The sequence below is a fragment of the Mesorhizobium sp. B4-1-3 genome (assembly GCF_006439355.1).
GTDB lineage: Bacteria > Pseudomonadota > Alphaproteobacteria > Rhizobiales > Rhizobiaceae > Mesorhizobium.
In genome coordinates, this window is sequence record NZ_VFTG01000003.1 from 339,974 (window position 1) to 363,451 (window position 23,478).

Annotated in this window: 18 protein-coding genes; 9 read left to right on the top strand and 9 right to left on the bottom strand. The window is 64.5% G+C overall.

The window, feature by feature from the left end; genetic code table 11:
- Nucleotides 1-81 precede the first annotated feature (81 nt).
- Entirely contained in the window at nt 82-345 is a 264-nt protein-coding gene (locus FJW06_RS06490; protein WP_140749623.1) for a hypothetical protein, read from the bottom strand.
- Between the two features lie 187 nt (nt 346-532).
- Nucleotides 533-3,022, bottom strand: coding sequence for a mechanosensitive ion channel family protein (locus tag FJW06_RS06495; protein WP_140749626.1), 2,490 nt, complete (start codon nt 3,020-3,022; stop codon nt 533-535).
- Nucleotides 3,023-3,215: 193 nt separating this feature from the next.
- Here FJW06_RS06495 and FJW06_RS06500 point away from each other — a divergent pair, with 193 nt between their 5' ends.
- The 5 genes from FJW06_RS06500 (at nt 3,216) to FJW06_RS06520 (ending at nt 10,030) form a co-directional block, all read left to right on the top strand.
- Complete coding sequence (locus FJW06_RS06500) at nt 3,216-4,475, top strand: sarcosine oxidase subunit beta (protein ID WP_140749628.1); 1,260 nt, start codon at nt 3,216-3,218, stop codon at nt 4,473-4,475.
- Between the two features lie 71 nt (nt 4,476-4,546).
- Nucleotides 4,547-4,840 (top strand): sarcosine oxidase subunit delta, encoded by a 294-nt coding sequence (locus FJW06_RS06505; RefSeq protein WP_140749631.1) that lies wholly within the window; start codon nt 4,547-4,549, stop codon nt 4,838-4,840.
- On the top strand, nt 4,837-7,830 hold the full coding sequence (locus FJW06_RS06510; RefSeq protein ID WP_140749634.1) for a sarcosine oxidase subunit alpha: 2,994 nt from the start codon (nt 4,837-4,839) through the stop codon (nt 7,828-7,830). Before FJW06_RS06505 ends, FJW06_RS06510 begins: the two co-directional genes overlap by 4 nt.
- A 7-nt stretch (nt 7,831-7,837) precedes the next feature.
- Nucleotides 7,838-8,425 carry a sarcosine oxidase subunit gamma gene (locus tag FJW06_RS06515; RefSeq protein ID WP_140749890.1) on the top strand — a complete coding sequence of 196 codons (588 nt, stop codon included), beginning with the start codon at nt 7,838-7,840 and terminating at the stop codon, nt 8,423-8,425.
- Nucleotides 8,426-8,608: 183 nt separating this feature from the next.
- Entirely contained in the window at nt 8,609-10,030 is a 1,422-nt protein-coding gene (locus FJW06_RS06520; protein WP_246674544.1) for an MFS transporter, read from the top strand.
- A gap of 27 nt (nt 10,031-10,057) precedes the next feature.
- On the opposite strand, the gene FJW06_RS06525 is transcribed toward FJW06_RS06520, so the two are convergent.
- Nucleotides 10,058-10,762 carry a nitroreductase gene (locus tag FJW06_RS06525; protein WP_140749640.1) on the bottom strand — a complete coding sequence of 235 codons (705 nt, stop codon included), beginning with the start codon at nt 10,760-10,762 and terminating at the stop codon, nt 10,058-10,060.
- Between the two features lie 235 nt (nt 10,763-10,997).
- On the opposite strand from FJW06_RS06525, the gene FJW06_RS06530 reads away from it, so the two are divergent.
- The 4 genes from FJW06_RS06530 (at nt 10,998) to FJW06_RS06545 (ending at nt 17,764) form a co-directional block, all read left to right on the top strand.
- The gene (locus tag FJW06_RS06530) at nt 10,998-11,585 is read left to right on the top strand and encodes an XRE family transcriptional regulator (protein ID WP_246674545.1); all 588 of its coding nucleotides are present in this window, start codon (nt 10,998-11,000) and stop codon (nt 11,583-11,585) included.
- A 100-nt stretch (nt 11,586-11,685) separates the two neighbouring features.
- Complete coding sequence (locus tag FJW06_RS06535) at nt 11,686-14,139, top strand: FAD-dependent oxidoreductase (RefSeq protein ID WP_140749643.1); 2,454 nt, start codon at nt 11,686-11,688, stop codon at nt 14,137-14,139.
- Nucleotides 14,139-15,320 (top strand): pyridoxal phosphate-dependent aminotransferase, encoded by a 1,182-nt coding sequence (locus FJW06_RS06540; RefSeq protein WP_140749646.1) that lies wholly within the window; start codon nt 14,139-14,141, stop codon nt 15,318-15,320. The genes FJW06_RS06535 and FJW06_RS06540 overlap by 1 nt, the downstream gene beginning before the upstream one ends.
- Nucleotides 15,317-17,764 (top strand): FAD-dependent oxidoreductase, encoded by a 2,448-nt coding sequence (locus FJW06_RS06545; RefSeq protein WP_140749649.1) that lies wholly within the window; start codon nt 15,317-15,319, stop codon nt 17,762-17,764. Before FJW06_RS06540 ends, FJW06_RS06545 begins: the two co-directional genes overlap by 4 nt.
- A 144-nt stretch (nt 17,765-17,908) precedes the next feature.
- Here the strand turns inward: FJW06_RS06545 and FJW06_RS06550 are convergent, their stop codons facing one another.
- From FJW06_RS06550 to FJW06_RS06575, 6 genes are read right to left on the bottom strand one after another with little or no spacing between them, the layout of a single operon-like run.
- On the bottom strand, nt 17,909-18,496 hold the full coding sequence (locus tag FJW06_RS06550; RefSeq protein ID WP_140749652.1) for an NAD(P)H-dependent oxidoreductase: 588 nt from the start codon (nt 18,494-18,496) through the stop codon (nt 17,909-17,911).
- The gene (locus FJW06_RS06555; protein WP_181178162.1) at nt 18,496-19,077 is read right to left on the bottom strand and encodes an NAD(P)H-dependent oxidoreductase; all 582 of its coding nucleotides are present in this window, start codon (nt 19,075-19,077) and stop codon (nt 18,496-18,498) included. The genes FJW06_RS06550 and FJW06_RS06555 overlap by 1 nt, the downstream gene beginning before the upstream one ends.
- Nucleotides 19,077-20,480 (bottom strand): FAD-binding oxidoreductase, encoded by a 1,404-nt coding sequence (locus FJW06_RS06560; protein ID WP_140749896.1) that lies wholly within the window; start codon nt 20,478-20,480, stop codon nt 19,077-19,079. The genes FJW06_RS06555 and FJW06_RS06560 overlap by 1 nt, the downstream gene beginning before the upstream one ends.
- Nucleotides 20,480-21,781: a cytosine deaminase gene (locus FJW06_RS06565; protein ID WP_140749658.1), complete on the bottom strand. Its 1,302-nt coding sequence runs from the start codon at nt 21,779-21,781 to the stop codon at nt 20,480-20,482. Before FJW06_RS06565 ends, FJW06_RS06560 begins: the two co-directional genes overlap by 1 nt.
- Before the next feature lie 36 nt (nt 21,782-21,817).
- Nucleotides 21,818-22,669, bottom strand: a complete 852-nt coding sequence (locus tag FJW06_RS06570) for an ABC transporter permease (RefSeq protein WP_140749661.1) — start codon at nt 22,667-22,669, stop codon at nt 21,818-21,820.
- Nucleotides 22,656-23,477, bottom strand: coding sequence for an ABC transporter ATP-binding protein (locus FJW06_RS06575; RefSeq protein ID WP_140749664.1), 822 nt, complete (start codon nt 23,475-23,477; stop codon nt 22,656-22,658). Before FJW06_RS06575 ends, FJW06_RS06570 begins: the two co-directional genes overlap by 14 nt.
- Between the last annotated feature and the right edge of the window lies 1 nt (nt 23,478).

Here is a 23,478-nt window from a genome sequence, read left to right on the forward strand (position 1 = left end):
AGCGCCGGCTACCCGAAACGATAAAAGGCCGGACATCGGTCCGGCCTTTGCCAATCTTGCGGGGCCAATCCGCGGCAAGAGTTACTTGATGCGGGCCGCCCCGCCCGAAATTTCGACCGTTTCCGAGCCGGTCAGGGCTTCGAGGTCACCATTGGGCAGGGTGACGAAGCAGCCGTTCGAGCAGAACTCCACCGTCTCGCCGGCGGCAAGCGTCAGCTCGCTCTTGGCGCCGCCTTCGGTCACGACCAGGGTCCGCGTCTGAGCGTCCCTGTTGATCGCGCTGGCGGCGAAAGCCGAACCGCCCAGGGCCAAGAAAGCGATGGCGGTAACGACAGACTTCCACATTGCATTTTCGGTGTTTTGCACACCGCCTCTGTTCGAATTTGCAAGGCATTCTCGCCCTTTGCATCGAAGCTTATATGAGATGTTACCTGAACCGCAACTGAATGCCGCATTCATGCCACAATCGGTTTCGGGTGGCCGCGGCGTGCCGTCATTTGCAGACCGGCCTCACCCCGAATATCGATGCATCTCAGCTCGGGTCGGGCTTGCGGCCTCTCCGCTTCATCTTGGCCAGCCGCTCCCGCTCGGCCGCGGCTTCCGCTTCCAGCCTCTGGCGTTCGGCGAATTCGGCTTCGATCTTGTCGTCGTCGATCGGCCAGGCTTCGTGCTTCTTGCTCTCGACCACAGCGCGCGGCGTCGATGGTATCTCGATCTGCTCCTCCTCGAAGATATCGAAGATGGCGAAGCGGATCTCGTTCTGAACGACGCTGCCATTCATGATGTCGGCGACGAACACCCGGATCTCGAATTCGAGCGCGGCCGAACCGAAATTGGCGAAGAGGACGAATGGCTCAGGATTCTTCAGCACCATCGGATGGGCGCGCGCAATGTCCGTCAGGATGGCATGGACGCGCTTGACGTCGCTGCCATAGGCGACGCCGACCTTGATGTCGATGCGCCCGAGCTTGTTGCGATGCGTCCAGTTGCCGACCGCATTGTTGATGAGGTTCGAGTTGGGCAGGATCACCGACTGGCGCTGGAAGGTCTCTATCTCGGTCGCGCGCACGCTGATCTTGCGCACCGTACCGCTGACGTCACCCGCGACGATCCAGTCGCCGACCTTGAACGGCCGCTCGGCAAGCAGGATGAGGCCCGAGACGAAATTCGACACGACGTTCTGCAGGCCGAAGCCGATACCCAGCGACAGCGCGCCGGCGACCAGCGCCAGATTGGAAAGATCGATGCCAGCGGCCGAGATGCCGACCAGTGCCGCGACCGCCACACCGGCATAGCCGACACCCAACCGGATCGAGTTGCGCACGCCGGCATCGACCTTGCCGCGCGCCATCACCGAACCGTCCAGCCAGCCCTGGAACCAGCGCGTCAGGAAATAGCCGATGACGAAGACGACGATGCCGCTGAGGATGCCGAGGAAGGAGATGGTCACCGAACCGATCGTGACCCCGGTCGCGAGCTTATAGGCCCAGGCCTCGATGTCGCCGGGCTGGAAGCCCCACATCAACAGGATCAGCGGCAGGAACACCACCACGATCATCAGATTGGTGGCGATGCTGACGACCAGGCCGAGCTGGTCGAGGGCGGTATCCTCGTAGCTCGAGTTTTCCGAAAGCCATCGCCCGACCGAAGTATCGGCGAAGCCGCCCTCCTCGCCGATTGCGCGAGCCGAGAGGAAGCCGATATAGGCCGTCACCAGCACCGTGCCGGTCACTACGACCTGGAACGAGACGAAAAGCGCCAGGCCGATATAGCCGAGCAGCGCCGCCGCAATGGTAAACAGGCCGAGCCCGATGGCAAGGAAGCGAAGCCATGCCGGCCAGGGGCGCCATGAGCCGTCAGCCGCCCTGAAAGGCCGCAGCAGTCCCATCAGAATCAGGATGACGCCGACGATAATGGTGGCGACAAAGCCCCTGGCGATCGTCAGCGACAGCGGCGAACCCATCTTCTCGTTGACGACCGCCAGGAAGTAATTGAAGCCGAGCACCAGCGCCATGGCGGTCGTCAAGCCGACCAGCCAGCGTGCCGGACCGGTCTCGACCGGGATCAGGCGCCAATTGGGCAGGCGCGGCTCGAGCGCCGCGTTGGTCAGCCGGTTGACGCAGAACACCATGCCGATCACCGTCAGCAAGGCATTGAGGAACGTGCCTATATCGCCACGCAGCACATTGTAATAGTTGAAGAAGAACACGGCCGAGGCGAAGAAGACGCCGAGCGCTAGCGTCGGCAGCAGCGTCGACCAGAAAGCCACCGACAGTCGGCTGAGATAGGAAGGATCCTCGACAGTCGGGTCCGCCTCGAATATGCGGCCGAACAGGCGCCTGCCGCCGATCAGCAGGACGGCCGCCAGCGCCAGCGCCATGAGCGTCGCCGCGAGGATCGCCTGGAATTTGAACCTGACGGCGAAGCTCGCCCACGACGACACTGCTTTGTAGAGGCCCGAGAACTGGTCATGCGCGTCGGAAAAGGCCTGCGGGCTCAGCGCCTCGGTCAGGTCATAGTGCTTGGTGATGACGCTGCGAAAAATCTCGCTGCGCATAGCGGCGATCTTGTCGACCAGCCCGTTGACGCGGATCGACAGGTTTTGCGCGCCGGCGACGACGGCGTTGATCTCGGCTTTCTCGGTGGCAAGCGCGCTGCGCTCGTTGCTGACGACCTCCGGCTCGGGAGGCTGTCCCTCCGCCGGCGGCGCGCCGAGCACTTGGATGCGGTTGTTGATGTCGTTGAGGCGCTGCCGGAATGCCAGCGCGCTGTTCAGCGCCGCGCGCGAAATATCCTCCAACTGCAGCCGGATATCGACCAGCCCTGCATCGTCCTGGTCGGGGTCGCTCAATCTCTTTTCCAGGCCGTCTGTCTTGGTCGTCAGATCCTGGATGACCTTGGTCTGATCGCCGATGAGCTGCGAGGAACCATGGCCGATCGCCTGCGCCGACGCCTCGAGCGCCGGCTGCCCGAAGGCAGCGACGATGACGATCAGGATCAGGCGCAGCAGGCGGAAGAACATGACTGTGTTGGCGACTCGCGGCCGAAAAACCTCGGAATTTCCGCCTTTGATAAAGACCGGCATATCGGGCGGCAAGCCGTCCCGACCGCATCGGCGGGAGTCGGCCTGGCGAAAAGCGATGGCGCAATCTTGGCTTTGCGCTTCCCGCCTGCTCTATAGTCTGCCGCCTCGCATCAAAAGGACGATGGAAAGAATGGCGGAATATTCAGCCTTTTCGCTGCTCAAGAACGCGCTGACCGGCAATAAGGATTGGAAGCCCGCCTGGCGCAAGCCGGACCCCAAGGCTTCCTATGACGTGATCGTCATCGGCGGCGGCGGCCACGGTCTTTCGACCGCCTATTACCTTGCCAAGGAACACGGCATCACCAATGTCGCGGTGCTGGAAAAGGGCTGGCTCGGCTCCGGCAATGTCGGCCGCAACACCACGGCGGTGCGTTCCAACTATCTCTTGCCGCAGAACACGCGCTTCTACGAGCATTCGATGAAGCTGTGGGAAAACCTCTCGCACGACCTCAACTACAACGTCATGTTCTCGCAGCGCGGCTGCCTGAACCTCGCGCACACCCCTGCCCAACTCGACGATTATGCGCGGCGCGGCAACGCCATGCGCCATCTCGGGGTCGATGCCGAACTGTGGAGCGTCGACCGAATAAAGCGGCTTGTGCCGGCGCTGGATGTCTCGGGTTCGGCGCGCTTCCCGGTGCTTGGCGGGCTGATGCAGCCGCGCGCCGGCACCGCCCGGCACGACGCGGTCGCCTGGGGCTATGCGCGCGGCGCCGACCGGCGCGGCGTCGACATCGTCGAGAATTGCGAGGTGACCGGCTTCCTGCGCGATGGCGGGCGCATCACCGGCGTTTCGACGACGCGCGGCGAGATCCGCGCCAAGAAGGTGGCGCTTGCGGTTGCCGGCAGCACCGGTCAAGTCATGCAGCTTGCCGGCATTTCGCATATGCCGATCGAAAGCCATGTGCTGCAGGCCTTCGTCTCGGAATCGCTGAAACCCATCGTCGACACCGTTCTCACCTTCGGCATGGGCCATTTCTACATCTCGCAGTCCGACAAGGGCGGCCTCGTCTATGGCGGCGACCTTGACGGCTACAACAGCTACGCCCAGCGCGGCAGCCTGCCAGTCGTCGACGAGGTGATGAGCGAGATGCTGGCGCTGTTCCCCGGCCTGGCCCGTGTGCGTATGCTGCGCTCCTGGGGCGGGCTGTGCGACATGACGATGGACGGCTCGCCTATCATCACCACCGGTCCCCTGCCGGGCATGTATCTCAATTGCGGCTGGTGCTACGGCGGCTTCAAGGCGACGCCCGCCTCGGGCTGGTGCTTTGCCTACACCATTGCCAAGGACGAGCCGCACGAGTTCAACGCGCCCTTCACCCTCGACCGTTTCTATCGTGGCCTCATCATCGACGACAAAGGCCAAGGCGCGAATCCGCGGCTGCATTAGGGAACCATGATCCCAAAACGTGGGAACCGGCTTTTGGAAAAGATCATGGTTGAACAAGAAGATACAAGAAAATGCTGATCACCTGTCCCTATTGCGGGCCGCGCGACGTTATCGAATTCACCTACCAGGGCGACGGCAACCGCGAGCGGCCGCAGCCCGCCTCGCAGAACCTCGACGCCTGGAATGCCTATGTCTACGACCGGCTGAATCCGGCCGGTGATCACAATGAGATCTGGCAGCATTCCGGCGGTTGCCGCGCGCATCTGAGGGTCGTGCGCAACACCATCACGCATGAGATCCTGAGCACCGAATTCGCGCGTGGCGGCCACAAATCCACCGACAGCAGGGCGGAGGGCCGCTCGTGAGCCCCCGCCGCGCCGAGACCGGCGGCCGGATCGACCGGCTGCGCACCATCCGCTTCACCTTCGACGGCGCGCCCTACACCGGCTATGCCGGCGACACGTTGGCCTCGGCGCTGCTTGCCAACGGCGTGACGCTGTTCGGCCGCTCCTTCAAGTACCATCGCCCGCGCGGCCTGCTCGCAGCCGGCGTCGAGGAGCCGAACGCGCTGGTGACGGTGCTGCGCGGCGAGGTGCGTGAGCCGAACATCCCGGCCACCATGGTCGAGATCTATGACGGGCTCGTCGCCGTCAGCCAGAACCGCACGCCTTCGCTCGCCTGGGACATCGGCGCCATCAACCAGCTCGGCGGCAAGATCCTGTCGGCCGGCTTCTATTACAAGACCTTCATGGGGCCGGTGATCGGTCCGCTGAAGGGCACGCGCTTCTGGATGTTCTGCGAGCATTTCATCCGCCGCGCCGCCGGCCTCGGCAAGGCCGGCACGGCTCCCGACCCGGCTCGCTACGAGCGCATGAACGCATTTTGCGACGTGCTGGTCGTCGGCTCCGGTCCGGCCGGCCTGATGGCGGCGAAGGCCGCGGCCGACCAGGGCGCCCGCGTCATTCTCGCGGACCTCGAAGCCAACCTTGGCGGCTCCGCCAACTGGTCGGGCGAAACCATCGACGGCATGCCAGCCGCCGACTGGGCCCAGCGTCTGGCTGCGCAGCTCGCAGGCAACGACAATGTGCGGCTTTTGCCGCGCACGACGGTGTGGGGCTATTATGACGGCAACACGCTGGCCGCCCTCGAGCGCGTGACCGACCACAAGGAAGTGGCCGCCAAGGGCGAGCCGCGCCAGCGCTATTGGGCGATCCGCGCGGGCACGGTGGTGCTCGCCACCGGCTCCTTCGAGCGGCCGCTGGTGTTCCCGGGCAACGATCGTCCCGGCGTCATGCTGGCGCATGCGGCCGAACGCTATGCCAACGAATACGGCGTGCTGCCGGGACAGCGCATCGCGCTCTTCACCAACAACGACAGCGCCTACCGCTCCGCCGTCGCCTTGAAGAAGGCCGGCGCCGCGGTGGTTGCCATCGTCGATGTCCGTGGCGACGTCTCGAACGAGATGCGCCGGCTGGCGAGCGATGCGGAGGCCGAGCTGCTTGCCGGTCACGCCGTCATTGCCACCGAAGGCGGCAAGGCCCTCACCGGCCTCAAGGTGCAGCGCTTCGACGCCACGAGCGGTGTGCTGAGCGGCGACGAACGCAGCATCCATGCCGACAGCCTTCTGATGTCGGGCGGCTGGTCGCCGACCATCCATCTCGCCAGCCAGGCCGGCGCGAAGGCCGAGTGGGATCCGGCGAGACAAGCCTTCCTGCCACCCAAGCCGACGCAACGCTGGACCGGCGCCGGCGCTTTCACCGGCAGTTTCTCGACTGCCGAAGCCATTGCCGAAGGCCGCGCGGCCGGCCTTCAGGCGGCCGGAGGTGCAGCATCATCCGCTCCCCTGCCCGTCGTCGAGGCGGCTCCGGGCGATCCCGATCCGGCCCCGGTCTTCGAGATCAAGGCCAAGGGCAAGAGTTTCGTCGACTTCCAGCACGATGTCACCGCTGAGGACGTGCGGCTGGCGCATCGCGAAGGCTTTATCTCGGTCGAGCATCTGAAGCGCTACACCACGCTCGGCATGGCGACGGACCAGGGCAAGAACTCCAATGTGCCGGGCCTCGCCATCATGGCCGAGGCCCTGGGCAAGCCCATCCCCGAAGTCGGCACGACGCGCTTTCGCCCGCCCTATACGGCCGTGTCGATCGGCTCGCTTGCGGCCGAACGCTTCGGCGACCTCAAGCCCGAGCGGCTGACGCCGATGCATGACTGGCACATCACCAACGGCGCGAGAATGTATTCGGCCGGCCTGTGGTATCGCCCGATGATCTACGGCCTTCCAGGCGAGACGGTCGAGCAGGCCTATGTCCGTGAGGCCAGGGCAACCCGCGAGAGCGCCGGCATCGTCGACGTCTCGACGCTGGGCAAGATCGCGGTGCAGGGGCCCGATGCGGCCGAGTTCCTCGACCGCGTCTACACCAACATGTTTTCGACGCTCGCGGTCGGCAAGGCGCGCTACGGCCTGATGCTGCGCGAGGACGGGCTTGCCTTCGACGACGGCACCACCTGGCGGCTCGGCGAGCAGGAATTCCTGATGACCACCACCACCGCCAATGCCGGCAAGGTGATGCAGCATCTGGAATATTTCCTCGACGTTATCTGGCCGGAGCTGAAGGTCACGGTCACCTCGGTCACCGACGAATGGGCGGGTGCTGCGATCGGCGGGCCGAACGCGCGGGCCATCCTCGCTTCCTGCGTCACCGGCACCGCCGTCGACAACGCCACCCTGCCCTTCATGGGCATCGTCCATGGCCAGATTGCAGGCGTCCCGGTGATGATCTGCCGGCTGTCCTTCTCCGGCGAGATGGCCTTCGAGGTCTATTCCGGCGCCGGCTACGGCACCCGCGTCTGGGAAGCCCTGATCGAGGCCGGCAAGCCCTTCGGCCTTGTCACCTACGGGCTTGAGGCGCTCGGCACCATGCGCATCGAGAAGGGCCATGTCACCGGCGCCGAGATCGATGGCCGCACCACGGCGCGCGACCTCCATCTCGACTGGATGCTGTCGAAGAAGAAGCCCTTTATCGGCTCGGCCATGATGGACCGCGAAGGCCTTATCGCCCCTGACCGGCTCGAGCTGGTCGGGCTTATCGCCCTCGACAACCGGCCGCTCAACGGCGGCGGACATATTGTCGAGGAACTGGACGAGGCCAATCCGCACGCCTCGCTCGGTCACATCACCGCCTGCTGCTATTCGCCGGCGCTGGGCAAACATATCGCGCTGGCTTTGGTCAAGGGCGGCGAGGCGCGCCACGGGACCCGCGCTTTCGTCTCGGACCCGCTGCGCAACCGGTTCGGGCCGGTCGAGATCGTCTCCAACCATTTCTACGATCCGGACGGGAGCCGCATGCATGGCTGAGCAGCATTTGCCCGAACGCCAATCGCCGCTCGAGCCGGATTATCATCCTGGTTCGCATGGCAATTTCGAACATGGCGTCGATGTCATCCTGTCCGAAACCCGGCCAGGCTCGATCCTGCAGCTCGCCGCATGGCCGGGCGAAGAGAGCCGGCTGATCGAGATTATCCGCAAGGTCACTGGTCTCGCTCTGCCCGACGGCGCCGGCGGCGGCGTGAGCAGCGGCGGCAGCGCCGCTTTCGGCTTCGCGCCGGGGAAGTTCACCGTGCTCGACGAGGCAGAGGGGCTTGCTCAGGCCTTCGCCGACGCCATGACGCCGGCCATCGGCACGCTCACCGATCTCTCGCATGGCCGCACCACGATCCGCATCGCCGGCCCGAAGGCCGAGTGGGTGATGGCGAAGTTCTTCGCCATCGACTTCGCCTTGCCCGCCTTCCCGCTCGGCGCTGGCCGTTCGACCAATCACCACGACATCTTCGCCCAGATCCAGCGCACAGGCGCCGACCAGTTCGACATCTACGTCTTCCGCTCTTTCGCGCGGTCGTTCTGGAAGGCCTTGTGCTACGCCAGCGAGGAAGTCGGCTACGAGGTGCAATAGGCTCGGCGTTGCTGGCTCAGCATTGGTCCAGGCGCTATCTGGCATTATCGACGGCTACAACTGCTGCTTGAGCGTTGAGCCAGCAGGCGCGATAGGTAAGGAATCACGGGCGTTTGCCAAAGCGAACGTCCGTTCAGGCAACCAGTTCGACCATACCCTTCCATGACTGTTGAGACTTCGGCGATGGCCACGACCCGCTTTGCTCCGGCGGGGGGGCCGTCGATGCTGTTGCCGGCAACCGTCGCTTGTGGCGTGTTCATGACGAGCCTGGACCAGAACGTCGTGGTCACCGCGCTGCCCGGCATCGGCGAGAGCCTAGACCGCCCGCCAAGCCAGCTTGGCCTTTTGATCACCGTTTATGTCGCGAGCCTCATCGTCACCATGCCGGTCGGCGGATGGCTGGCCGACCGCTTCGGCCTGCGCAACGTCTATTGCTTCGCCCTGCTCGTCTTCGCCAGCGCCTCGGCGCTGTGCGGCCTTTCGGAAAATATCTGGATGCTGATCGGCTCGCGCGCCTTGCAGGGGTGCGGCGGCGCGCTGATGGGCACGCTCGGCCAGGTCGTCATCCTGTCGAGCTTCCCGCGCGACCGTACGCTGAAGATCAACATGTATATTTCGCTCGCCGGACAGTCAGGGCCGCTGGTCGGACCGCTCGCCGGCGGCGCGCTGACCACTTACGTGTCCTGGCGCTGGATCTTCTACATCAACATTCCGATCGCGCTGACCGCGGCGCTTCTGGCTGCCTCGCTGTTTCCGACGACGACCAAGCCGGTGCGCACGCCTTTCGACCTTCCGGGCTTCCTGCTCGTCGGCAGCGGCATGGGGCTGCTGGTCTTCGGCATGGACTCGCTTGCCGCCAAGGATGCCGCAAGCAGCCTCATCGGCATCGAGCTCGGCCTGGCGATGGTCATCCTGACGGTCGCCGCCTTCTATTGCCTGCGCGCCCGCAATCCGCTGCTCGACCTCAACCTGCTGCGCATCCGCACTTTCCGCATCTCCTTCCTCACCGGCGGTGGCCTCGACACGATCGGCCTGAGCTCCGTGGTTTTCCTTCTGCCGCTGATGTTCCAGCTCGGCTTCGGCATGAGCGCGGTGCAAGCAGGATCGCTGACTTTCGTCGCCGCGATCGGGTCATTGCTGATGCGCTTCTTCATGCCGCGCCTTTTGAACCGTTTCGGCTTCAAGCGCGTGCTGGTCACCAACACGCCGATCGTCGCACTGCTGGTCGCAGGCTTCGCGCTGATGCAGGAAAGCCTGCCGGCCTGGATCGTTTTGGCCTACATCTTCACCTTCGGCGTCTTCCGCTCGGTGCAATGGGCCTCGACCGGCAATCTTTCCTATTCGGACATCGCGCCGGAGCAGCTCGCCCGCTTCAGCGCGCTCTATTACATCCTGTGGCAGCTTGCGGTGGCGATCAGCGTCGGCCTCGCGTCGGCGCTGCTCTCGCTGCTTGCCGGCAGCGGCAAGGCCAGCGTCAATGACTATCGCATCCTGTTCGTCATCGAAGGCCTGATCACGCTTTGCGCGCTGTCGGCCTATCTCAGGCTGACGCCGCTGGACGGCGCGCATGTCAGCGGACACGGTGCGCATATGAGCACCGACTGACAGCCGGACCGCGGCCCCGCGCCGATACTATTCCGCGAACGTCACCCAGTCCTCGAGCGGCGCGCGGTCGGTGCGGAACTCGTTCTCCGGCTTCGACGTGTCCTCATAGCCGAGCGCCATTCCGCAGACGACGACCTCCTCGTCGGGAATATCGAGCACCGGCCGGATCTGCCGGTGATAGGGCGCGAAGGCAGCCTGGGGACAGGTATGCAAGCCCCGGCCCCGCGCCGCGACCATGATGTTCTGCAGGAACATGCCGTAGTCGATCCAGGAGCCCTGGTTCAGCCTCCGGTCGATCGTGAAGATCATGCCGACCGGCGCGTCGAAGAAGATGAAGTTGCGGTCGTGCTGCGCCCGCATCTTGTCGACCTCGCGCCGGCCGATGCCCAGCGCGCCGTAAAGCCCAAAGCCGTTGGCGCGTCGACGGGTCAGGTACGGCTCGAAGAACTGGTCGGGATAATAACGATATTCGTCCCACTCCGCCTTTTCGGCGCGAATGCCGGAATTGAGGATGGCGTCGCTGATGCGCTGCTTGACCTCGCCCTTGGTCACATAGACGCGCCAGGGCTGCATGTTGGTGCCGGACGGCGCACGCGCGGCGACCGCCAGAATCGCACGGATCGTCTCGTCGTCAACCATATCGGGCAGGAAAGCGCGCACCGACCGGCGCGAGGTGATCGCCTCGTCGACGATTGACGCTTCCGATGCGATCCGGATGTTCTTCTCAAGCATGGGCCGTCCTTTTGCGCATGGCCGGAAACCGCAAACACGGTTTTCCTGACGACCATCCGCAGACTCTAAGCTAAACTGGTCCCCGACCGGGCGCCCCACTCGCCGCTCGTGCGCGAGCCTTTGCATCAACGGCCGAAAACGCGCAAGCAAATCTTGTGGCCTATGAAAATCCCCTTGATTTTTTCATGATTTTACCGCTTCATGAAATTTATCAGGATTTTTTCACGAGCAGCCTTTGACCGCGACCGCGACCAAATCGGAGCAGGATAACGGCGACCGGCTGTTGGCCGGCGACATCCGTGCGCTCCGCAAGGCGCGCGGCCTCACGCTCGCTGAAATTGCGCTTAAGCTAGACCGTTCGGTCGGTTGGGTCAGTCAGGTCGAGCGTGGTCTTTCTATCCCCTCGCTCGGCGACCTCAGGGCATTCGCCAGCCTCTTCGATGTTCCGATCAGCCTGTTCTTCAGCCATGATGTGCCTGTCGAGCAGGAACGCGGCGTGATCGTACGCGCCGGCAGCCGCCGTTCGCTTGGCACAAGTGAATCCGGCCTTGTGGAAGAGCTTCTGTCGCCCGACCTCGGCGGTAGCTTCGAGATGCTTCGCTCTGTCTTCGCGCCGGGCGCGGAGCTGAAGACGGAAGCGCGCCGTCCGACGGAAGAAGCGGGCTATGTCGCGTCGGGCACGTTCGAGATCGAGATCGACGGCGTCTGGCACCGTCTCGACGAAGGCGACTCGTTCCGCTTCGAGGGCAAGCCGTTCCGCTGGCGCAATCCTGGCGCCGAGCCCGCCGTCGTGATTTGGGTGATTTCACCACCGGTATATTGAACATTGCATGCCGCCCAAGTGCCCAGCGGTTTTGGACGACGGCATGCATCAACAGTAAGCAAAGCGCGGCATGTCGCGCTTTGAATTGGAGGAGAGAAACATGGCGGGTTTGCCGACCACGGCGCGCGTGGTGATCATCGGAGGCGGTGTCGTCGGCTGCTCATCGCTCTATCATCTGTGCAAGGCGGGTTGGACCGACTGCGTGCTTCTGGAAAAGAACGAGTTGACCTCCGGCTCGACCTGGCATGCCGCCGGCAACGTGCCGACCTTCTCCTCGTCATGGTCGCTGATGAACATGCAGCGCTACTCGACCGAGCTTTATCGGGGACTAGCCGAAGCGGTCGACTATCCGATGAACTACCATGTCACCGGCTCGCTCCGGCTCGCCCATACGAAGGAGCGCATGCAGGAATTCCAGCGCGCCAAGGGCATGGGCCGCTACCAGGGCATGGACATCGACGTCGTCGGGCTGGACGAGATCAAGCGCCGTTACCCTTTCATCGAGACGCACGATCTGAAGGGCGCGCTCTATGATCCGAGCGACGGCGACATCGACCCGGCGCAGCTGACGCAGGCACTCGCCAAGGGCGCGCGCGACATGGGCGCCAAGATCATCCGCTTCTGCCCGGTCACCGGCGTTCGCCGCGAGAACGGCGAATGGGTGGTCGAAACACCGCAGGGCGAGATCCGCTGCGAGGTCGTCATCAACGCCGCCGGCTACCGCGCCGCCGAAGTCGGAAAGATGTTCGGCCGAGACGTGCCGATGATGGTGATGAGCCACCAGTACATATTGTTCGAGGAGATCCCCGAGCTCGCCGCCTGGACGAAGGAGCAGGGCCACAAGCTGCCACTGCTGCGCGACGTCGACACGTCCTATTACCTGCGCCAGGAAAAGAGCGGCATGAATCTCGGCCCTTATGAGCGCAATTGCCGCGCGCATTGGGCGACCCACAACGATCCGATGCCGGAGGATTTTTCCTTCCAGCTTTTCCCCGACGACCTCGACCGTCTCGAGCATTACCTGGCCGACGCGGTCGCCCGCGTGCCGATCCTCGGCACCGCCGGCCTTTCCAAGGTGATCAACGGGCCGATCCCTTACGCGCCGGACGGCAACCCACTGATCGGGCCGATGCCCGGCGTGCCGAACGCCTTCGAGGCCTGCGTCTTCACCTTCGGCATTGCCCAGGGCGGTGGTGCCGGCAAGGTGCTGGCCGAATGGGTGACGGAGGGCCAGACCGAATGGGACATGTGGTCCTGCGACCCGCGCCGTTTCACCAGCTTCGCCTCAGCGCCCGATTATTGCGTCGCCAAGGGCATGGAGATCTACGGCAACGAATACGCCATCCAGTTCCCGCGCCATACCTGGCCGGAGGGGCGCAACCGCAAGCTGTCGCCGCTGCATGAGCGCATCAAGGCGCTGGGCGGCCAGTTCGACGCCTATAATGGCTGGGAGCGCGCCACCTGGTATGCGAAGCCCAGCGACGATACCTCCGAGGAAGCGACGCTGACCTTCCGCCGCGACGGGCCTTGGCAGCAGCGTGTGCGCGAGGAATGCCTTGCCGTGCGCGACGCCGCCGGCATCCTTGATTTGCCCGGCTTCTCGCGCTTCAACCTCGAAGGCCCGGGCGCGGCCGACTGGCTGTCGCTCCAGGTCACCGGCCTCGTGCCGAAGCCCGGCCGCATCGGCCTCGTCTATTTCTCGGACGACAAGGGCCGCATCGTCACCGAAATGTCGGTGGCTCGCGATGGCGAGGACCAGATGACGCTGATCACCGCGGCGGTGGCGCAATGGCACGATTTCGAATGGCTGAAGTCGCGCATGCCGGCCGATGCTGCCTTTACGCTGACCGACCGGACCGAAGAATACTCGACCCAAATCCTCGCCGGACCGAATTCGCGCAAAATCCTGGCCGAAGTCTGCGAGGCCGATTTGACGCTACCCTGGCTGACGCATCAGGAAACGACCATCGCCGGACGTTGGGCGAAGCTGGTGCGTGTCTCCTTCGCCGGAGAACTCGGCTGGGAAATCCACACCAGGGTTGCCGATACGCTGGCGGTCTTCGACGCCGTCTGGGCCGCCGGCCAGAAGCACGGTCTGAAGCCTTTCGGCATGTATGCGCTGGATTCGCTTCGTCTCGAAAAAGGCTACCGCACTTGGAAGGGCGATCTTTCGACCGACTATTCGATCCTGCAGGGCGGGCTGGAGCGCTTCGTCAAATGGGACAAGCCCGATTTCCGCGGCAAGGCTGCTTTGCTCAATGAGAAGCAGCAGGGCGTGAAGAAGCGCTTCGTCACGCTGGTGGTCGAAAACCCCGGCGACTGCGACGCGCCCTATATGTCCACGCTCTGGCACGACGGCAGGATCGTCGGCGAGACGACGTCCGGCGGCTGGGGCCATCGCGTCGGAAAGTCGATCGCGCTTGGCATGCTGCGCGCCGACCTCACCGAGCCGGGCACAGCGGTCGAGGTCGAAATTTTTGGCGATCGCTTCAAGGCCGTCGTCCAGAAGGACGAGCCGCTGTGGGATCCGAAGAATGAGAGGTTGAGAGCCTGATGCCAAGACCATCCAAGCGCATCACCGCCATCGTGCCTTCGGGCAAGGATGGCTGGGAAGTCCACTTCGCTGCCTGGACCCGCAAGCAGGCCGGCGAGGACATCATCGTTCTCTCGGTCGGCGATCACGACTTCGACACGCCGTCGGAGACGATCGAGGCCTGCGTGGCCGCCGTGCGCGAGAGCAACCATCACTATACACCGCTCCCGGGCCTGCCGCGCTTGCGCAAGGCGATGGCGGCGGCCTCCACTGCCTGCGGCGGCATCCCGACTGAACCCGACGAGGTGATCGCCACGGCCGGTGGCCAGGGAGCGCTCTATGCAGCCGTACAGGGCGTGCTCGACCCGGGCGACCATGCCATCGTCGTCGCGCCGTATTACGCCACCTACCCCAACACCTTCAGCGCCGCGGGCGCCAGCTTCACCGTGATCGAGACGCCGTCCGAGGACGGCTTTCAGCCACGCGCGGACATGATCCGCGCCGCGCTCCAGCCCAACACGCGCGCCATCCTGATCAACACGCCGAACAACCCCACGGGCGCCGTCTATTCGCGCGAACGGCTCGAAAAACTGGCCGAAATCTGCAAGGAGCACGATCTCTGGCTGCTCTCGGACGAGGTCTACTGGACGCTTGGCGGCGGCGAGCATATCTCGCCGCGTTCGTTGCCCGGCATGGCCGAGCGCACGCTGGTGATCAACTCGATGTCGAAAAGCCACGGCATGACCGGCTGGCGCATGGGCTGGCTGACCGGGCCGAAAGCGATGATCGCGCTGATGATCGACCTCAATCTGGTCACGACCTACGGCCTGCCGGCCTTCATCTCGATCGCCTGTGCCGAGGCGCTGGAGAACCACTACGGCGTGAAGGACATCGCCGAGCGTTACGCCGCGCGACGCGCCGTCTTTCTTGACGCCATACGCGGCACCAATGAAGTCACCGTGCGCGGCTCCGACGGCGGCATGTATGTCATGCTCGACATCTCGGCCGTCGAGCCGGATGACGAGAAATTCGCCTGGGCCCTGCTCGATAAGGAAAAGGTCGGGGTCATGCCCGGGTCGAGCTTCGGCGAGGCCGCCGCCGGGCACATCCGCATCAGCCTCTGCCAGCCCGAACCCATCCTGAAGGAAGCAGCGCTTCGCGTGCGCCGCTTCGCTTCCAACTATCGCCGCGAGGCCGCATGACCAGGACCATCCCGACCAAAGCCCGCGCCGTCATCATCGGCGGCGGGGTCTCCGGCTGCTCGGTCGCCTATCACCTGGCGAAGCTCGGCTGGACCGACATCGTGCTGCTCGAACGCAAGCAACTCACCTCAGGCACCACCTGGCACGCGGCCGGCTTGATCGGCCAGTTGCGCGGCTCGCAGAACATGACGCGGCTGGCGAAATACTCGGCCGACCTCTACGTCAAGCTGGAGGCCGAGACCGACGTCGGCACCGGCATGCGCCAGGTCGGCTCGATCACCGTGGCGCTGACCGAGGAGCGCAAGCACGAGATCTATCGGCAGGCATCGCTCGCCCGCGCCTTCGACGTCGACGTGCGCGAGATTTCGCCGCGCGAGGTCAAGGAGATGTACCCGCATCTCAACGTCTCGGATGTGGTCGGCGCGGTGCATCTGCCACTCGACGGCCAGTGCGATCCCGCCAACATCGCAATGGCCCTGGCCAAGGGCGCGCGCCAGCGCGGTGCCGCGATCATCGAGAACGTCAAGGTCACCAAGGTCCACACCAAGAACGGTCGCGTCTCCGGCGTCTCCTGGACGCAGGGCGACGAACAAGGCACGATCGAGACCGACATCGTCGTCAACTGCGCCGGCATGTGGGCGCGCGAGCTTGGGCGGCAGAACGGCGTCACCATCCCCCTGCACGCCTGCGAGCATTTCTATCTGGTCACCGAGCCGATCCCGGGCCTCTCCCGCCTGCCGGTGCTGCGCGTACCGGACGAATGCGCCTACTACAAGGAGGACGCCGGCAAGATGATGCTCGGCGCCTTCGAGCCGGTGGCGAAGCCGTGGGGCATGGAGGGAATCCGCGAGGATTTCTGCTTCGACCAGTTGCCCGAGGACATGGACCATTTCGAGCCGATTCTCGAGATGGGCGTCAACCGCATGCCGATGCTGGGCACCGCCGGCATCCATACCTTCTTCAACGGCCCGGAGAGCTTCACGCCCGACGACCGCTACTATCTCGGCGAAGCGCCCGAGCTTTCCGGCTACTGGATGGCGACCGGCTACAATTCGATCGGCATCGTCTCGTCCGGCGGCGCCGGCATGGCGCTGGCGCAGTGGATCAACGACGGCGAGGCGCCCTTCGACCTGTGGGAAGTCGATATCCGCCGCGCCCAGCCGTTCCAGAAGAACCGCCGCTATCTCAAGGAGCGCGTCTCCGAAACGCTCGGCCTGCTCTATGCCGACCATTTTCCCTATCGCCAGATGGCGACCTCGCGCGGCGTGCGCCGCTCGCCTTTGCACGAGCATCTCAGGGCGCGCGGCGCCGTCTTTGGCGAGGTCGCCGGCTGGGAGCGCGCCAACTGGTTCGCGCGTGACGGCCAGGAGCGCGAATACCGCTATTCCTGGAAGCGGCAGAACTGGTTCGACAACCAGCGCGACGAGCACCTTGCCGTCCGCAACGGCGTCGGCCTGTTCGACATGACCTCCTTCGGCAAGATCCGGGTCGAAGGCCGCGATGCCTGTGCCTTCCTGCAACGGCTCTGCGCCAACGACATGGACGTTGCGCCGGGCAAGATCGTCTACACGCAGATGCTCAACCAGCGCGGCGGCATCGAGAGCGACCTCACCGTGACGCGGCTTTCGGAAACCGCCTATTTCCTCGTCGTGCCGGGCGCCACGCTGCAGCGCGATCTTGCCTGGGTGCGCAAGCATGTCGCCGACGAGTTCGTCGTTATCACCGACGTCACCGCCGCCGAAGCGGTGATCTGCGTCATGGGTCCGGAGGCGCGAAAACTGATCCAGAAGGTCAGCCCGAACGATTTTTCCAACGAGGCCAATCCATTCGGCACGTTCCAGGAGATCGAGATCGGCATGGGGCTGGCCCGCGCCCACCGCGTCACCTATGTCGGCGAGCTCGGCTGGGAACTCTACGTCTCGACCGAGCAGGCGGCCCATGTCTTCGAGGCGATCGCCGAAGCCGGCGCCGATGTCGGCCTGAAGCTTTGCGGCCTGCATACGCTCGATTCCTGCCGCATCGAAAAGGCCTTCCGCCATTTCGGCCACGACATCACCGACGAGGACAATGTGTTGGAGGCGGGCCTGGGCTTTGCGGTGAAGACGAGCAAGGCCGGGTTCATCGGTCGCGACGCGGTGCTCAGGAAGAAGGAGGCCGGCCTGTCACGCCGGCTGGTACAGTTCCGTCTCAAGGACCCTCAGCCCCTTCTCTTCCACAACGAGGCCATCCTGCGCGACGGCCGGATTGTCGGCCCGATCACATCAGGCAATTACGGCCACCACCTCGGCGGCGCGATCGGGCTTGGCTATGTGCCGTGCCAGGGCGAGAGCGAGGCGGATGTGCTGGGCTCATCATACGAGGTCGAGATCGCGGGAGAGCGATTTGCGGCGGAAGCGTCGCTGAAGCCGATGTATGATCCTAAGGCGGAACGGGTGAGGAGGTAGCGCATTTCCTTCTCCCCGTTCCACGGGGAGAAGGTGGCCCGAAGGGCCGGATGAGGGGCAGCCCCAAATTAACGTGAGTTCGCGCCGCCCCTCATCTGCCTGCCGGCATCTTCTCCCCGTTGAACGGGGAGAAGAAAGCTAACCTCAAAACCGCTCCAGCCTCGCCCTGACCTTGCCCAAAAACGCCGCCCGGCTCTTCGGTGTCGACGAATCCATCAGATAGTGCGCCAGGAAGAACGTCTTGCAGCGCGTGGCGCACAGCGCCCGCATGCCGCGCAGGATCGTCTTCCGGCCCGGCTGGCCGACGACCACGCTCCACCAGGTTGGCGCGCCGCAGGTGGTGATGACGCCGACCTTGGTGACATGCCGCATCAGCGACGTGATCCGCCCCTTGCCGGCCGGCAGCTTGAAGGCGATGTCGGTCGCCCAGACCCGGTCGAACCAGCCTTTCAGCATCGCCGGCAAGCCGTACCACCAGGTCGGATAGATGAACAGGATCGCCTCGGCCCATTGCAGATGCTCGAAATGCGGTTCGAGTGCCGGATCCTCGGGCGCACGGTCGTTATAGGAGCGCCGCTCCTCACAGCTCATCACCGGATCGAAATTCTCGGCGTAGAGGTCGAGCAGCCGCACGTCCCAGCCTCTCCGCGTCAAGGCCTCCACCGCCGCGTCACGGATCGCGGCGCAATAGCTTTCCGGCACCGGATGGCAGTAGACCACCAGCACGCGCATCAGAAGGCGTCCATTGTCGCCGCGACCTTCGCCATGAAGGCGTTGCGCGTCTCGTCGGTGGAGAGGTTCATCGAATAATGCGCGAGATAGGAGACGGGAGCGCCGGGTCTGATCGTGGCCCGCAGCATGCGCTTGACGATCTTGCGCGGCGGGTCGCCCATCAGCATGGCGCGAAAACGGCTGCCGCCATAGGTGGTGACGGCCGCCGTCTTGCGGATGTTGTGCAGTGTCGGCCGCACCTTGCCGTCGACCAGCTTGAACGACACGCCGGGCAGGAAGACGCGGTCGAAAAATCCTTTCAAGATCGCCGGATAACCATAGTTCCAGACCGGGAAAGACAGCACCAGCGCCTCGGCGTTCTTCAGCCTTTCGACATAGCCGGCGACCGCGTCGTCCGGCCCGCGCGGATCGTGGTAGCCGAGCCGCTCGGCGCGCGTCAGCCGCGGATCGAAATCCTCTGCGTAGAGGTCGCAATCGTCGACCGCATGGCCGGCCGCAGAGAGGCGCTCGACGATCGTCCGGTGCAGGCCGGCATTGAAGCTGGTCTCCACCGGATGGGCGTAAAGCACGAGGATGTTCATCAGCTCGCCTTTTGCAAGCCCTTGAACAGGAACGTCCGGCCGGAGCGGTAGTCGTAATCCGGGTTTTCCCAGGCGATCATCTTGCCGGGGTTGAGCAGGCCTTGCGGATCGGTCTCACGCTTGAAGGCGAGCTGGATCTCGTCGGTCTGCTTCATGCCGCCTTCCTCCAGCGTGTATCGATGCGGGTTGAAGACCGGGCAGCCATTCTCCTCGTGCAGGCGGATGATCTCGTCCAACCGCGCCTCGGTGGTGAACTTGACCAGCGGCAGGCCGAAGCAGGTGATGTTGCCGTCGAGCCGCACGAATTCCAGATGCGAGAACACCTCGCCCGGGAACATCGCGTCCATCTTCTCGACCAGCGCCAGCTGGTTGGGAAACGGATAGAGCGACTGCAGATAGGTGATCGTCGGGTCGACGCGCAGCGCCCTCAGCGTCGTGTGGTTCCAGGCGAGCTCATAGGCAGGCGGCAGGCCCTTCTTGTCCTCGTCCGTGGCGGTTGCCGCGTTGAAGATGACCGCGCCGCCGGCGCGCCTCGTGAAGGCAAGGAAGGCGTCGAGCCCGTGCCGCGCCACCATGACGACGCAGATGCTCTGCCCCTCGCGCAGGAATTTCTGGTGGCGCTTGAAATAGAACTGCGGCACGGGTGCGGCGATCGGCGTGATCAGCTTGGTCAGGATGCCGTCCTGGCAGGCCAACGCGTTGCCGTAGCGAGCGGCGCCCATGAAGCTGTCGAAGCCGACAATGACATCGATCCATTCATAGGCGGCGGTCAGCGGCATCTCGACCTCGGTGATGATGCCGTTGGTGCCGTAGGCATGCGTGACCTTGTGCAGGTCCTCGCCGGTGAGCTCAAGCGACTTCGGCTCGGCCTCCATGGTGACGACACGAAGCCGCAGCACATTGCCGAAATCGCGCAAACCGCCGAAATTGATCGAGCCGACGCCCCCCGAACCGCCGGCGATGAAGCCGCCGATCGAAGCAGTGTTGTAGGTCGAGGGCGAGAGCCTGAGCTCTTGTCCGGAATGCGCCCGCGTCGCCTTGTCGATGTCGGCAAGGATTGCGCCCGGCCCGGTCACCACCCGCCCCGGTGCGATCGTCTTGATCGCGTTCATCTCGGCGAGATTCAGCACCACGCCGCCCGACAGCGGCATCGCCTGTCCATAATTGCCGGTGCCGCTGCCTCGCGGCGTCACCGGGACGCCGTGCCGGTGGCACGCGGCAAGCACGCGGATCACCTCATCCTCATTCTTCGGGGTAACGATCAGGTCGCCCTTGATGTGATCGAGTTGCGCCTTCAACACCGGGCTGTACCAGTAGAAGTCGCGGCTCTTCTGCTGGACGATGGCTGGATGGTCGTCGATCTTGATCCCGTCGAGATCGCGCTTCAGCACTGCGATATCCATCATCCCACCATCAATTCGTCGAGTTCGGAATAATCGGGCAGTTGGCGTTCGATCGCCCTGCCCTCGCGCACCACGATGCGATCCGATTCGGGCCGCGACAGCAATTCGGTCCAACTGCGTCCCTTGAAGACGATGAAGTCGGCACTGCCACCGACCGCAAGCATGCCGGCGTCTTCAAGCCGCATCACCTCGGCCGGTGTCGCCGCTACAGCCCTCGGCCAGTCGCCCACCGGATGGTCGAAATGCAGGATGCGCGTCGCCATGCGGTAGACCTCCAGCATATCGAGATCGCCATAGGCATAGAACGGATCGCGCGTGTTGTCGGAGGCGACCGCCACCTTGATGCCGCGCGCCTTCATCTCGTGCAGCAGTGTCACGCCGCGCCAGCGCGGGGTGGTACCGTTGTTGCGCCGGTCCTGCAGATAGAGATTGCACATCGGCAGCGACACCACGGCGAGCCGCGCCTTCGCCACCTTGTCCAGCGTGTCCAACACCTCGAGGTCCGGCTGGCGCGCCAGCGAGCAGCAATGGCCGACCAGGATATTGCCCTCGAAGCCGTTCCACAGCGACGCCTCGGCGATCTTCTTCAGCGAGATGGCTGCGACGTCGTCGGTCTCGTCGGCATGGAAATCGAGATCGAGCCCGTGCTTGATGGCTTCAGCGAATACCTTGTCGAGCAGTTCCTCGAGGTCGGGCACCATATAGGTGACGACGCCGAGCACGCCCTTGGCCGCGGCGACGCGCTTGGCCAGCCGCTCGAACCACGTCTTGTCGCGCACGCCTTCGATGCCGAGCAGGCAGGCCGCCTGCAGGTCGATGCGCCCGCGCCACTTCTTGCGCATCGCCTCGAACACCGGCCAGGAGATCTCCTCCTGCGGCGGCACGCTGTCGAGATGCGTGCGTACGGCCTTGGTGCCATGCGCGTAGGCCGAGCGCAGCGAAAAATCCATGCGCCGCGCGACGTCCTCGGCGCTCCAGCGTGCGGCGCGGTCGGCGCCGGTGGCATTGAGCGCGCCCATGAAGGTCCCGTCAGGATTGGGCTTTCGCGGCCAGATATGGCCCTTGTCGATGTGGGTGTGGCAATCGACGAAGCACGGCAGCACGATCCGGCCGGCGAGGTCGATTGCGTTGGCTTCTGCATTCGGCTTGGCATGGGCGACGATGCTCACGATCTTGCCGCCGGCAACGGTCAGTTCGGCCAGCGCGAAACCCTCCGCGTCAAACGACGCGGCAAGCTCGGGCGTCAGCGACCGATGAACATGGGCATTGGCAAGCCGGTAGGAACCAGAGGCAGGTATCAAGGTCTGGTCCTCTTCGCGATTTTCCCTGCTACCACCCTAGCGCTCCTGTTTCAGCGCGCTCTCGTGCCAGCGGCGCAGGATGAGATGCGACACCAGCGACAGCACAAGGAAGATCAGGATGCCGGTGAGCGAGATCAGGATCAGCGCCGCGAACAGCCGCGGCGCGTTGAGCCGGTAGCCTGCCTCGATGATGCGGGACGCGAGCCCGGACGACTGCCCCTGCGCGCCGGCGACGAATTCCGCCACCACGGCGCCGATCAGCGACAGGCCGCCGGCGATCTTCAGCCCGCCGAGGAAATAGGGCATCGCCGCCGGCAGCCGCAGATAACGCAATTGCTGCCAGCGCGTCGCGCCGTTGAGCTTGAACAGGTCGCGCAAATTGCGGTCGACCGAGTTCAAGCCAAGCGTCGTGTTAGACAGGATCGGAAAGAAGGCGACGATCCAGGCGCAGAGCAGCAGTTTGACCGTCTGGTTGTTCACATAGATGTTGATCAGCGGGAAGATCGCCACGATCGGGGTCACCTGCAGCACTATGGCGAAGGGGAAGAACGACATCTCCACCCATTTCGACTGCGCGAACAGCACCGCCAGACCGACGCCGCCGATGACGGCGAGCAACAGGCTGAAAAAGGTGATCCGAAGCGTCACCAACAGTGATGAGAACAACAGGCCGGCGTCATTGTGCAGCGTCTGCAGCACCACGCCGGGACGCGGCAGGATATATTGCGGGATCTCGTTCCAGACGCAGATACGGTCCCACAGGACGATCGCTAGCACCATGATCGCCAGCGGCAGCACCCATTTGCCGATGCGCTCCAGCCGCTCCTGTCGGGCGCGGCGCGCCTCTTCCGGATCGAGCTTCAGCGTGGCGTCTTCAATGGCCGTCATGATGCGATCCGGCGGTTGAGTTGATGGCGTCGACCAGCACGTCCGAGGCCTGCCTGCAAAGCGCGGCATAGTCCGGCGAGGTGCGGAACGCCTCGTCGCGCGGATAAGGCGCGTTGATCGGGAGTTCGCCATGGACGCGGCCCGGCCGCGCGGCCATGACGACGACGCGGCTGGACAGGAAGACGCTCTCGAAAACGCTGTGGGTGACGAAGACTACGGTGAAGCGTTCGTCCTGCCACAGCTCCAGAAGATCGTTGTTGAGCTTGAAGCGGGTGATCTCGTCGAGCGCCGCGAAGGGCTCGTCCATCAGCAGGATGCGCGGCTTGGTCACCATGGCCCGCGCGATCGAGACGCGCATCTTCATGCCGCCGGAAAGCTCGCGCGGCACGGCGTTCTCGAAGCCGGTGAGATGGACCCGCGACAGCATCTCCATTACGGCCGGCTCCGCCTTGGCACGCGACACGCCCTTCAGCCTCAACGGCAGCCAGACATTGTCGAAGACGCTGGCCCAGGGCAGCAGCGTCGGCTCCTGGAAGACGAAGCCGGTGTTCGAGCGGTCGATCGAGCCGCGCCAGTCGAGCTGGCCGGAGGTCGGGGTCGAGAGACCCGCGATCAGCCGCAGCGCCGTCGACTTGCCGCAGCCGGAAGGGCCGAGCAAGCTCAGGAAATCGCCTTCCCGGATCGCCAGGTCGACCTTGCTCAGCGCCGTCACGCCGTTGGAAAAGACCTTGCCGACATTGCGCAACGCAAGCAGCATCGGGACCGCGCCCGGTGCCGCCGGCGTCTCAGCCAATTTCTCTTGGATCATC